Source organism: Mesorhizobium sp. L-8-10 (assembly GCF_016756635.1).
Classification (GTDB): Bacteria; Pseudomonadota; Alphaproteobacteria; order Rhizobiales; family Rhizobiaceae.
Genome location: NZ_AP023263.1, coordinates 2,739,276 through 2,751,956 on the forward strand (window position 1 = coordinate 2,739,276; position 12,681 = coordinate 2,751,956).

Annotated in this window: 11 protein-coding genes; 8 read left to right on the forward strand and 3 right to left on the reverse strand. The window is 65.2% G+C overall.

Annotated elements, in window-relative coordinates; all coding sequences use genetic code 11:
- Positions 1–5 precede the first annotated feature (5 nt).
- Positions 6–953: a hypothetical protein gene (locus JN280_RS12790; RefSeq protein ID WP_202312638.1), complete on the reverse strand. Its 948-nt coding sequence runs from the start codon at positions 951–953 to the stop codon at positions 6–8.
- A 185-nt stretch (positions 954–1,138) separates the two neighbouring features.
- Between JN280_RS12790 and JN280_RS12795 the strand changes: the two genes are divergently transcribed.
- From JN280_RS12795 to JN280_RS12805, 3 genes are all read left to right on the forward strand, one after another.
- A complete protein-coding gene (locus JN280_RS12795; RefSeq protein ID WP_202312640.1) occupies positions 1,139–1,831 on the forward strand; it encodes a GntR family transcriptional regulator in 693 nt (230 codons plus the stop codon).
- A gap of 47 nt (positions 1,832–1,878) precedes the next feature.
- On the forward strand, positions 1,879–2,985 hold the full coding sequence (locus JN280_RS12800) for a mandelate racemase/muconate lactonizing enzyme family protein (RefSeq protein WP_202312642.1): 1,107 nt from the start codon (positions 1,879–1,881) through the stop codon (positions 2,983–2,985).
- 365 nt (positions 2,986–3,350) lie between these two features.
- Entirely contained in the window at positions 3,351–4,277 is a 927-nt protein-coding gene (locus JN280_RS12805) for a flagellin N-terminal helical domain-containing protein (protein WP_202312644.1), read from the forward strand.
- Between the two features lie 237 nt (positions 4,278–4,514).
- On the opposite strand, the gene JN280_RS12810 is transcribed toward JN280_RS12805, so the two are convergent.
- Positions 4,515–5,681, reverse strand: coding sequence for a diphosphate--fructose-6-phosphate 1-phosphotransferase (locus JN280_RS12810; RefSeq protein WP_202312647.1), 1,167 nt, complete (start codon positions 5,679–5,681; stop codon positions 4,515–4,517).
- A gap of 166 nt (positions 5,682–5,847) precedes the next feature.
- Positions 5,848–6,564, reverse strand: a complete 717-nt coding sequence (locus JN280_RS12815) for a L,D-transpeptidase (protein WP_244743517.1) — start codon at positions 6,562–6,564, stop codon at positions 5,848–5,850.
- A gap of 137 nt (positions 6,565–6,701) precedes the next feature.
- On the opposite strand from JN280_RS12815, the gene JN280_RS12820 reads away from it, so the two are divergent.
- From JN280_RS12820 to xylA, 5 genes are all read left to right on the forward strand, one after another.
- The gene (locus JN280_RS12820) at positions 6,702–7,433 is read left to right on the forward strand and encodes an MBL fold metallo-hydrolase (protein WP_202312651.1); all 732 of its coding nucleotides are present in this window, start codon (positions 6,702–6,704) and stop codon (positions 7,431–7,433) included.
- A gap of 85 nt (positions 7,434–7,518) precedes the next feature.
- Positions 7,519–8,142 carry a LysE family translocator gene (locus JN280_RS12825; RefSeq protein ID WP_202312653.1) on the forward strand — a complete coding sequence of 208 codons (624 nt, stop codon included), beginning with the start codon at positions 7,519–7,521 and terminating at the stop codon, positions 8,140–8,142.
- 162 nt (positions 8,143–8,304) lie between these two features.
- Positions 8,305–9,633, forward strand: a complete 1,329-nt coding sequence (locus JN280_RS12830) for a tetratricopeptide repeat protein (RefSeq protein ID WP_202312655.1) — start codon at positions 8,305–8,307, stop codon at positions 9,631–9,633.
- A 272-nt stretch (positions 9,634–9,905) separates the two neighbouring features.
- A complete protein-coding gene (gene xylB / locus JN280_RS12835) occupies positions 9,906–11,360 on the forward strand; it encodes a xylulokinase (RefSeq protein ID WP_202312657.1) in 1,455 nt (484 codons plus the stop codon).
- On the forward strand, positions 11,357–12,667 hold the full coding sequence (gene xylA, locus JN280_RS12840) for a xylose isomerase (RefSeq protein WP_202312659.1): 1,311 nt from the start codon (positions 11,357–11,359) through the stop codon (positions 12,665–12,667). The genes xylB and xylA overlap by 4 nt, the downstream gene beginning before the upstream one ends.
- Positions 12,668–12,681: the final 14 nt, after the last annotated feature.

The window sequence follows — 12,681 nt, forward strand, 5'->3', positions numbered from 1 at the left end:
GGCGGCTACTTTCGTTTTCCGCCGGCCTGCTTCCTGGGCTCGACCGCGCCGAAGAGGTCGTACTGAGCCTCCTCTTCCTGCTGCTCCGTCTGTGTGTTGGCCGGTGCCGGCATGGTTTTGGTAGATGCTTGCTCCGCCGATTTGCGGTTCCGTCCCAGCTTCTTTTCCAGCACCTGGCAGAGCCAGTGCTCCGTGAAGATGAAGGCGCTGCGGCCGAGCACCTCGTCGGCGCTCATCGCGGCCTTGCCGTGCTTCAGAACGTCGAAGGCTTCCCGCATCTCCTCGTCGATCGGTTCGCCCGCTTCCCTGGCGAGTTGGACGAAGGCGGTCTCCAACTGTTCAGGGGTGGCATTGGCGATGTTGTCCAGATCGTCGATGACGGCGCCGATCCGGGTCCGCTCGAAGATGAGCGTCACCCCGCCGATTTCGGTCCGGCCGTTGATCGCGATGAGCCTCGCGGCGAAGATGTCGAGCTCATTCGCGTGATGTGTTCCAGCCTTCTCATGGACCCAGACGGGCTCGCCGCCTCGCACGAGGTCGCGCATGAAGAAACCCTCTCCGACCCGGATGCCGGTGACCTCATAGAGGCTCATCACGGATTGGCGAAGCGCCCGGATCAGGACGCGCGCGGCTGCGCTTTCCTTCCAACCGCGCCGTTTCAGATAATCGTCGGCGAGGCTCAGCCCGTCGATATCGGCGGTTATCAAATCCTCGAAGACGCAGTTCCACAGTTTCGAGAATTCGACCGGCTCAAGGTGGTCGGCCAAATCCTGGGGCTCGATGCCCATCTCGTCGCAAGCATTGTCGATGTGCTGCATGGTGAACTCATCGAACAACTCCTGCCACTGGTCCCGCTGGGCCCATTTGATGATGCCTTCGAGAAGTGCCTTGCGCGCCACGATCGTCGTCCCTGAAAAAGGCCATTTGCAGCAGAGCTGTCCACGCCGTTTCACGACGTCTTCTCGGCATTAGCCTTTCCGAGGTGCGTGTTCAGCAGTGCAAGCCCTTGTTCCACCGGAAAATGGCGTTTTGGAAGGCCGTTCGGCGCGAAAATACAGGCGGCACATATTATCGACCGACCACTTCTTGCAGAATTGATGGATTGTCGACAATATGTCATTGTCTCGTGGTGTAGAGCATGTCCCAATCCATCGCATTCGACCCGATCGCCGATACGACCCGCCGCGCCGAAATCGTCGCACTGTTGAGGCGCGCGATCCTGACCGGGCAGTTGCAGCCGGGGCAGAAGGTCAACGAGTTGCGCATTGCCGGAGAGATGCGTGTCAGTCGCGCGCCATTGCGCGAGGCCGTCAGGGAGCTGGTGCAGGAGGGACTGCTGACAGGCGTCCCCTATGCCGGGACCTTCGTCGTCGACGTCACGGCGCGGGATGTCGAGGAAGCGTACTCGCTTCATCGCGTGCTTGAAGCATTCGCCATCGAGACGGCGTGGCCGCGTAGGAACGCGCATTTCTGCGCTGAGCTCGACCGCCGTCACGATCGGGTCAAACGCGCGATCGCCGCAGTGGACCTCACCAGCCAGATCGAGGCGGCGCTCAGCTTGCATGGGCTCATCTATGAATGGGCCGACCATTCGCTCCTGCTCGACACGTGGCGGCGGCTGGCCGGCAGGCTGCAGATGTATTTCGCCCTGCATCAGCGCGCCCGAGGAGAGGCCGTGCCTGCAGCCGACCTGCATGAGGACTATGTTCGACTGCTCAAAGGCGACGACATGGATGCGGCGCGCCGTCACGCGCTGGAACATATCGACTGGGATTTCGAGGAACTGCTCGGCTACGCCCGCTCGCTCGAATTGCGCGGCGACACCAGGTAGCGAACCAGCTTGCCGGCTCGTGGGCCGGGCAGCGGAGGATGGAGTTGATGAAGATCAAGACGATCAAGGCCTTTCGCGTCCTGCAGCCCTTTGTCGGCGGCGCCTACAACATGTCGAAGGGGCGAAGCGCCGACGCTTTCGACGCTGTCATCGTTGCCATGATCTCGGACAGCGGCCTGACCGGCTGGGGCGAGATGGCGCCGCTCGGCAATTTCTATTCGCCCGCCTTCGCTTCGGGCGCGCGGGCAGGCGTGACGGAAATCGCTCCACATCTCCTGGGGCAGGATCCGAGGGCACTCGGCAGCGTGGGCCGGCTCATGGATACGGTTTTCAAGGGGCACCCCTATGTCAAGTCGGCGCTCGATATGGCCTGCGCCGATCTCGCAGCCCGTGCGGCCGGCGCGCCGCTGGTGACGCTGCTGGGCGGAAGGGAAGGGGAGAGCGCTGAGCTTTACAAAGTGGTGACCCATGGTGAGGTGGACGCGATGGCGGCAACTGCCGCCCGCATCGTCGCCGAGGGTTTCCACCGGCTGCAGATCAAGGTCGGCGGCGACGTCCGCGGCGATATCGATCGTGTGCATGCCGTCGCGGGGGCGATCCCCAAAGACACGGTGCTGTTCTGCGACGCCAATGCCGGCTGGACGCCCTTCCAAGCGAGGCAGTTCGCCGCCGCCACGCGTGATATCGACTATGTGTTCGAACAGCCCTGCACCACCATCGACGAATGCCTGTCGGTGCGGCGCATGCTCGACAAGCCGATGGTGCTCGACGAATCCGTCGCCTCGCTGGGCGACATGCTCGACATCCACCGCAAGGGCGCGGCCGACGGGCTGACGCTGAAGATCTCGCGCCTGGGCGGGGTGACGAAGACGCGGCAGATCCGCGACCTCGCCGTCGATCTCGGTTTCATGATCACCGTGGAGGACACCGGCGGCGCCGAGATCGACACCGCCGCCATGGCGCATCTGTCGCTCTCGACGCCGGAGGAACGCCGCCTCCATGCGATCGCTTTCCACGAGTGGGTGACGGTGCGCACCGCGTCGAATAGGCCGCCGGTCGAGCGCAACCGCATGGGGCTTCCGGACGGGCCGGGCCTCGGCATCGACGTTCGGGAGGATCTGCTCGGGGTGCCGTTCCTGGAACTGGAGGGCTAGTCAGAACATGTCTCCCGAAAGCGATTGCGGGGAAAAGGCACGCCGCAAATCAAGGCCTGCAGGCTGATCGAAGGGCCCAGCGAACCTTCCGGATATGCTCCTGCGCTCCGACGTCCGGCGGTGCCTTCGAACGACCGATCCCATTCATGGGCCACGCCGAAGCGTCCGGTGCTCGCACGGGATCGTCCAAGCCGTGCTCACGATTTCTCGCGGCCCGTGGGTCGGATCGGCGACGCGATACCTTCCGTTAACCACGCTCATTTACCATAACTCTCGTTGCCAAAGCTGATGTCGTCGGCAACCGAGTTCCGTCCAGTTTCGTACCGACCCCTCCGGGCCGGATTTCAGTATAAGGTATATGTGCCATGACGAGTATCATGACCAACCCGTCTGCAATGACGGCTCTTGCCAGCCTCCAGGCGACGAACCGCGCGCTCGAGGCGACACAGAACAGGATATCGACGGGCTACCGCGTCGCTGAAGCCAGCGACAACGCGGCCTATTGGTCGATCGCAACCACCATGCGCTCGGACAACAAGGCGCTGTCGACCGTGCGCGACGCGCTCGGCCTCGGCGCGGCGAAAGTCGATACCGCCTACACCGCGATGGATTCCGCAATCGACGTGGTCGACGAGATCAAGGCCAAGCTGGTGGCGGCGCGCGAGCCCGGCGTCGACAAGTCCAAGGTCCAGTCGGAAATCACGCAACTTCAGCAGCAGCTGATCGGCATCGGCGAATCGGCGAGCTTCTCGGGCGAGAACTGGCTGTCGGTGGACTCCTCCGCCGCCGGCTACACGACCGTCAAGCAGATCGTCGCCTCCTTCACCCGCGGCTCCAGTGGAACGGTGACGATCGGTACGTTGCAGATCGATATCGACGGGCTCAAGCTCTTCGATGCCAACGACCAGTCCGGCATTCTTGACACCCAGAGCACGACGACCAACGGTGGCGTCGTCTATTCGGTTTCGACGCTCGACATCTCGGCGCTCACCAACTCGGCCAACGATCTCGCCGATCTCGACGAGCTGATCCTCACGGTTGACGGCGCGCTGCAGGACATGGCCTCGGCCGCCAGCGATCTCGGTGCCGCCAAGAGCCGGATCGCGATGCAGCTCGACTTCGCCTCCGACCTGATGGACGCGATCGAGCGTGGCGTCGGCACGCTTGTCGATGCCGACATGAACGAGGAATCCACCCGCCTGCAGGCTCTCCAGGTGCAGCAGCAGCTCGGCATCCAGGCGCTGTCGATCGCCAATGCCGGAGTCCAGGGCGTGATGAAGCTCTTCCAGTAGGCTGGACACGACTTGTGACACTGGCCAGGGGCCGGCTCCAGAGCCGGCCCCTGCCAATTGAGGTGCCCGCATCGCTCCAGCCGCACAAGCGAAAATCGAACACGATCTTCGGGGAAGCGCGATGCGTCGATCAGGGTGCTGGAACGTCCTTTGCGTCGAGATGGACGGGCCGCGCTCCAACCATTTGTTAGCGTCGGAGTTATCTGCAAGCCGGAGCCCGCTTTCGGGTCCGATACCCTATACGAACGGCCTGCCGACCTTGTATTTCCGCGGGATGAGCCGCTCGAGATAGGCCATGCCGGCGCTCGATATGTCGTTGACCTCGGGCTTCAGGAAGTTGTCCGGCATATGCCTCGTCTTGCCCGCGACATTGCCGAGCGGAACCAGCCGCAAAACCGTCTTGCCGCCTTCATGCCGCAGGGCGACGGAACCGCTGCCCCTTGTCGCAGCGTCGGCAGCGAAAGCGCCGGCGTCGAACGCTTCCTGCGCATCGGTCGGGTTGATCGTGGCGATGTTGCCGCGCGGCATATAGCCAAGCGTATCGACCCGCGCGCGTGTTCCGGGCAAGCCGTCGCGCAGCGCATGCTCGAAGGCGAGGCCGAGGTCGCCGCCGGAGAGCTTGACGTTGCCATGGGCGTCGCGTTCCAACCGATCCTCGGGGACGAGGCTCTCCACCAGCGAACGCCCGTCCTCCGACGTCACCCCTTCCGAGACCGCCACGATGCAGCGCCCGTGGCGGCCGAGAGTTGCCCGCACGTCGTCGATGAAGCGCGGCACGGAGAAGGCGCGCTCGGGCACATAGAGCAGATGCGGGCCGTCGCCCTCCTCGTCCCGCCACGCGGCGGCCGCAGCGGTCAGGAAGCCGGCATGCCGGCCCATGACGATGCCGACATAGATGCCGGGCAAAGCACGGAAGTCGAGATCGACGCTCAGGAAGGCGCCGGCAACGAATTCGCCGGCGGAAATGAAGCCAGGGGTGTGGTCGTTCTCGACAAGATCGTTGTCGATGGTCTTCGGCGCATGGACGAAGGCGATCTTGCCGCCTGCCGCATCGGCCAGGATCTGCTGCGTGCCGGCCGTGTCGTTGCCGCCGATATAGATGAAGGCGTCGGCGCCGAGCGCCTGCAGGCCCTTCAGTACGACCTCGCAATAAGCGGCGTCGGGCTTGTCGCGCGTCGAGCCGAGAGCCGCGCTCGGCGTCGCCGCGATCAGGTCGAGCCGTTCGGACGAGACATCGGCGAAATCGACATAGTTGCCGTCACGAATGCCGCGCACGCCATGGCGAGCGCCCAGTATCCTCGCGCCGGGATGCTGCTTCCGGATCTCGGCGACGGCGCCGGCCAGCGTCCGGTTGATCACGGCCGTCGGGCCGCCCCCCTGCGCGATCACGAATGTCCCGGCCATGTCGGTCCTCCCGTCGGATGAGGGAGAAGGATACCTTTTTCCTTTCGTGACGGGAAGGAAGCGAATAGCGAGTAGCCAATAGCGAATAGGGATGGACCTACTGGGTTCCGAAGGTCGGAGCCCCTTCCTTTTTCCCCCTATTCGCTACTGGCTACTCGCTATTCGCTCACGCAACTACAATTGGCGTCTTTCCGTTGACGCGGTTGTAGAGGTCGATGACGTCCTGGTTGATCATGCGCACGCAGCCCGACGACATGGCATGGCCGATCGTCCACCATTCCGGCGAACCGTGCACGCGGTATCCGGTGTCCTGGCCGTCCTTGAAGATATAGAGCGCGCGGGCGCCGAGCGGGTTGTCCAGCCCACCGGGCTGGCCGCCGCGCCACTTCTCCAGTTCGGGCTTGCGTGCGATCATCTCGGGCGGCGGCGTCCAGCGCGGCCATTTCTTGCCGTACTGGATGTTGGCGCGCCCGGACCAGAGAAAGCCGTCGCGGCCGATGCCGACGCCGTAGCGGAGCGCGTCGCCGCCCGGCTGCACGAAATAGAGGAAACGTTCCTGGAGCCGCACCACGATGGTTCCCGGCGCCTCGCCGGTCGGGTCGACCACGATCTGGCGCCTGAACTTCGGATCGACCTTCGCATAGGGGATGGCCGGAAGCTGGAAACCATCATCCGTGGCCGAGGCATACATCAGGTCGGGGCTCGTCACCTGCCGGTCGACGCTGATCTTTGGCCGGATCGTGCCGGTCGTGATGTCGTCGAGCTGGAGCGACGGCATGTCCAGCGTCCTGGTACAGGCTGCGAGGCCGGTGAGCGACAGAGCGCCGAGGCCGAGCAATGCCGTTCGGCGATTGGGCTGCGGATGATCTTCCGATGACGGAATATGGTTACTGCGAGGAGACGAGTTACGCGGCACGCGACTGATTCCATGTTACAGCTGCCGGAAATCCTGCCGAAATATGGTTGATAAAGGCTGAATCCGCATGCAAGTGCGGCATGGGGCTGGTCGGGGAGACGGCGATGCGTGTCGCGAAGGCGGGTGAATGGTTCGCGGGGCGTCGGCTGGCGCCCGGTCTGGACATGCTCACGGAGACCTTCGTGCATGGCTTCGTACGGGCCAACATCTATCACCTGCGTGGTCGCGACCGTGATCTGATCGTCGACACCGGCATGGGTCTCGCCAAGCTGATGCCGGCGCTGGACCTGACGCCGGGCAAGCCGCTGCTGGCTTTTGCCACCCATATCCATCTCGACCATGTAGGTTCCCTTCACGAATTCGCCGAGCGGGCCGGGCCGCGCCAGTCGGCGGATGCCTTCGTGACCATGCCCGACGCGTCGACCTATGCCGATATGTTCGGCGAGCTCGCGGAGCCCGTTACCCTGCTGCCCGCCGAGGACTGGCGGGCGACGGACTACGCGATCAGACCGGCGCCGCTGACGGTCGTCCTCGACGAGGGCGACCGCGTCGATCTCGGCGATCGCTGCTTCACCGTGGTCCATCTGCCGGGCCATTCGCCCGATTCGATCGCGCTGCTCGACGAGGTGGACGGCACCTTCTTCAGCGGCGATGCGATCTATGACGAGATGCTGATCGACGATCTGCCCGATTCCGACCGCGACGCCTATCGGCGGACCATGATGCGCGTCCTCGATCTGCCGGTGAGCATCGTCCATGGCGGGCATGGCGAAGGCTTCTCGCCGGACCGCATGCGCGAGATCGCGCAGGCCTATCTCGACGGCAGAAGGACCTGACGAGAGGAACACCTCGCAGCGAATTGCCTCTTTACATCGGCCGCGGACGAGAGATTTATCCTCTTCTTTGAGAGAGGAGTGTTCCATGACCATCGAAACCTGGGCTGCCTTCGTTGCCGCTTCCGCAGTCCTTCTCGTCATACCGGGGCCGACGATCCTGCTCGTCGTCTCCTATGCGCTCGGCCAGGGCTGGCGCACGGCACTGCCGATGGCCGTCGGCGTGGCGCTCGGCGATTTCACCGCCATGACCCTGTCGATGCTCGGCATCGGGGCTCTTCTGATGGCCTCCGCAACCGTGTTCACCCTGCTCAAATGGATTGGCGCGGCCTATCTGATCTATCTCGGCGTCAAGCTGTTCCGGGCGGGCGGCACGCTCGACGCGACGCCGCGCAGGGATGCCACGCCGCCCCTGAAGATGATGGCCCATGCATGGCTGATTACAGCGCTCAACCCCAAGAGCATTACCTTCTTCGTGGCGTTCCTGCCGCAGTTCATCGATCGCCACGCCGATTTCCTGACGCAGATGATCGTCTTCGAGACAACCTTCCTGACGCTCGCCTTCGCCAATGCCTTCGGTTATGCGCTTGTCGCCTCGCGGGCTGGCCGGCTGGTGCGGAGCCCTCGGGCGATCCGCATCTTCAACCGCACCGGCGGCACGCTGCTGGTGGGTGCCGGCGTCGCCACGGCGGTGGCGCGCTCCGGCAACTGAGCGGACCGCGTCTTTCGAAGCGTCGGCACGGAAATTTCGTCCTTCGGCCATCGCGCGGTCGCTCCGATACAGGACTCGGCTAGCCTTGGCCTCCCGAGCGCATCTGCGCTACCTATGAGGCCGACAGGAGCGGGGCCGACCCAGCGGCTCAAGGAGCGCGACATGACGATCAGGGACAGTCTCGGCCTGCCGATATCGGGCGCCACCGATACCGGGGCCGCCTTCTATCAGAAGGCCGTGCACGAGTTGCAGTGCTTCGTCGGCGATCCGGTCGGCTCGATCGATGCGGCGATCGCGGCTGCGCCCGGTTTCGTCATAGCGCATGTGTTCAAGGGCTATCTGTTCGGCCTCGCCACGGAGCGCGAGGCGACGGCGGTCGCGGCCGATTGTTTCGCTGCCGCGAGCGGGCTCGGCGGCACGGCGCGCGAGCGCACCCATGTCGCGGCGCTCGGGCATCTGGCGCAAGGACGCTGGCATGCAGCCGGAGGCATTCTCGAGGATCTGACGATCGAGGCGCCGCGCGACGCGCTCGCCTTGCAGGCCGGCCACCAGATCGACTTCTTCACCGGCAATGCGCGCATGCTGCGCGACCGCCTGGCACGTGCGCTGCCGGCCTGGGACGAGGCCATGCCCGGCTATCACGCCATGCTCGGCATGCAGGCCTTCGGCTTCGAGGAGATGGGCGACTACGGACGCGCCGAGGCGCTGGGCCGCAGGGCCGTCGAGATCGAACCACGCGACGGCTGGGCCCAGCATGCCGTCGCCCATGTCATGGAGATGCAGAGCCGGCAGCGGGACGGCATCGCCTGGATGCGCGCCAATCCGGACGCCTGGGCGAAGGAGAGCTTCCTGCAGGTGCATAACTGGTGGCATCTGGCGCTGTTCCACTACGATCTTGGCGAGATCGCCGAGGTGCTGGCGCTCTATGACGGGCCGATCTTCGGCACGCGGTCTTCGGTGGTGCTCAACATGGTGGACGCCTCCGCGATCCTGTGGCGGCTCCATCTCGGCGGTGTCGACGTCGGCGGCCGCTGGACGCCGCTCGCCGAGAACTGGGCGCCCAAGGCTATGTCGGCCAACTACGCCTTCAACGACGCCCATGCCATGATGGCCTTCGTCGGCGCGGGCCGGGCGGACCTGGCCGGCGCGCTTCTCGACGCCCAGCGCGCCGCGATGGAGGCGGGTGGCGACAATGCCGGCTTCACGCGCGACGTCGGTCATCCGCTCACCTTGGCGATCAAAGCTTTCGGCGAGGGCGACTTCGCCCAGACCGTAGGGCTGCTGCGGCCGATCCGCTCCATCGCGCATCGCTTCGGCGGCAGCCATGCGCAGCGCGACGTCATCGACCTCACGCTGATCGAGGCCGCATTCCGTGCAGGCAATGCCGCGCTCGCCGCGGCGCTTGCCGCGGAGCGTCTCGCCGCCCGACCGGACAGCCCGCTTTCGCAGCTGTTCATGAAGCGCGCGGCGCGGCCGGCCGAGGTCACGTAAGGGCGCAGACCCCCGCCCTCAGCTCCGCCTGACGTCCTGTCGAGGAAGAGTGCCCTGGCACCGGGGCTCTTCTCATGGCCGGCAGCGGCCTTCAAACCGCATTGCGGTCGCTCCGACGCCGATTTATTGCGAGTCGCGAAAAAAATATGCCATAGGGCCAGCCAGACGGTTGCATCGTGCCCCGTTTTCATATTCTGCTTCGGTCCGGAGGAAACATCGGCAGAAGGGCTCGCCGCGCCGTGCGGTCGGGTGCCCTGACCGGGAGGAGCGACATGTATCTCGGGCTCGACCTCGGCACGTCTGGCGTCAAGGCGCTGCTGATCGACGCCGACCAGAAGGTGGTCGGCTCCGCCAATGGCGACCTAGACGTATCCCGGCCGCATTCCGGCTGGTCGGAGCAGGACCCCGCCGACTGGATTGCGGCGACCGAGGCCGCCGTCGGCGAGCTCAAGGTGGGGTATCCCGCCGCATTGGCGGCGGTGCGCGGCATCGGCCTTTCCGGCCAAATGCACGGCGCGACCCTGCTCGGCGACGGCGATTGTGTGCTGCGCCCCTGCATCCTGTGGAACGATACGCGCAGCCATGCCGAGGCGGGGGCTCTGGACGCCGACCCGCGATTCCGCGCCGTTACCGGCAATATCGTCTTTCCCGGCTTCACCGCGCCCAAACTCGTCTGGGTGAGGAACAACGAGCCCGGGATCTTCGCAGCGGTGCGCAAGGTGCTGCTGCCGAAGGACTACCTCAGGCTCTGGCTGACCGGCGAGACGATCTCGGAAATGTCCGATTCGGCCGGCACCTCGTGGCTGAACGTTGCAGGCCGCGCCTGGGCGCCGGAGCTGCTCGAAGCGACGGGGATGGACGAGAGCCGCATGCCCGCGCTCGTCGAGGGCACGGAGCCTGCCGGCACACTGCGCGGCGCGCTTGCCGCGCGCTGGGGTATGGGCGGCGCGGTGACGGTGGCCGGCGGAGCCGGCGACAATGCGGCGTCGGCCTGCGGCATGGGCACCGTGACACCGGGCGCGGCCTTCGTCTCGATCGGCACGTCGGGAGTGCTGTTCGCCGCCAATGCCAGCTACCTGCCGAACCCGGAAAGCGCGGTCCATACCTTCTGCCACGCCCTTCCCGGTGCGTGGCACCAAATGGGGGTCATCCTGTCGGCGACCGACGCCCTCAACTGGCTTTCGGATATCACCGGCGCGGGCGCGGCCGAGCTGACCGACGAGCTCGGTCCAACTCTCAGGGCGCCGACCGGCATCACCTTCCTGCCCTATCTCTCGGGCGAACGCACGCCCCACAACGACGCCGTCATCCGCGGGGCCTTCACCGGGCTCGGGCATGAGTCGGGCCGCGCCGCGCTCACCCAGGCCGTTCTCGAAGGCGTCGCCTTCGCCTTCCGCGACAGCCTGGAAGCGCTTCGCGCCGCCGGCTCCGACCTCTCTCGCGTCACTGCGATCGGCGGCGGCTCGCGCTCGCGCTACTGGCTGAAGGCGATCGCCACGGCGCTGGGCCTACCGGTGGACATACCCGCCGACGGCGATTTCGGCGCGGCCTTCGGAGCGGCGCGCCTGGGGCTGATTGCAGACCAAGGAGCCGATCCGCTCGCCGTCTGCTCGCCGCCCGACACTGCCGCGACGATCGAGCCCGACCTTGGGCTGACCGCCGCCTATGACGAAGCCTATCGGCGCTACCGCGCCTCCTATCCCGCCATCAGAGGAGTGACATCGTGAGCACCGGATTCTTCGGCGACATCAAGCCGATCGCATATGAGGGGCCGGAATCGAAGAATCCGCTTGCCTACCGCTTCTACGACAAGGACGAGGTCGTGATGGGCAAGCGGATGGAAGACCATCTGCGCTTCGCCATCGCCTACTGGCACTCCTTCACCTGGCCGGGCGGCGATCCCTTCGGCGGCCAGACCTTCGAACGGCCCTGGTTCGGCGACACGATGGAGGATGCCAGACAGAAGGCCGAGGTGGCCTTCGAGATGTTCTCGCTGCTCGGCGTTCCCTATTTCTGTTTCCACGATGCGGATGTCCGGCCCGAGGCCGCCACCTTCGCGGAAAGTGCCGCACGGCTCGACGAGATCGCCGACGTCTTCGAAGCAAAGATGAAGAAAACAGGTGTCAAGCTCCTGTGGGGCACCGCCAACCTCTTCTCCAACCGTCGCTACATGGCGGGTGCCGCCACCAATCCGGACCCGGATGTCTTCGCCTACGCCGCCGCCACGGTGAAGAAATGCATCGACGTCACGAAGCGGCTGAAGGGCGAGAACTATGTGCTGTGGGGTGGCCGCGAAGGTTACGAGACGCTGCTCAACACCGACATGGGACGCGAACTCGACCAGCTCGGCCGCTTCCTGTCGCTGGTCGTCGACTACAAGCACAAGATCGGCTTCAAGGGCACGATCCTGATCGAGCCCAAGCCGCAGGAGCCGACCAAGCACCAATACGACTACGACGTCGCCACCGTCTACGGCTTCCTCAAGCGCTACGGGCTGGAGAAGGAGGTGAGGGTCAATATCGAGCAGGGACATGCGATCCTTGCCGGCCACTCCTTCGAGCATGAACTTGCCCTGGCCAATGCGCTGGGGATCTTCGGCTCGATCGACATGAACCGCAACGACTACCAGTCGGGCTGGGATACCGACCAGTTCCCGAACAATGTGCCCGAAATGGCGCTCGCCTACTATCAGGTGCTGGCGGGTGGCGGCTTCAAGACTGGCGGAACCAATTTCGACGCCAAGCTCCGCCGGCAGTCACTCGACCCGGAGGACCTCCTCATCGCCCATATCGGCGGCATGGATTGCTGCGCGCGGGGCCTCAAGGCGGCTGCCGGGATGCTCGAGGACAAGGCCCTGTCCGGGCCGCTGGAGGAGCGCTACGCCGGATGGAAATCGGCCGAGGCGAAAGCGATGCTGGCCGGCAAGCGCACGCTCGAGGAGATCGCCGACAGGGTGGTGAAGAAGGAGATCGAGCCGAAGCCGAAGTCCGGCCGCCAGGAACTCCTGGAGAACGTCGTCAACCGCTACGTCTGAAGGCGCCCGGCCGT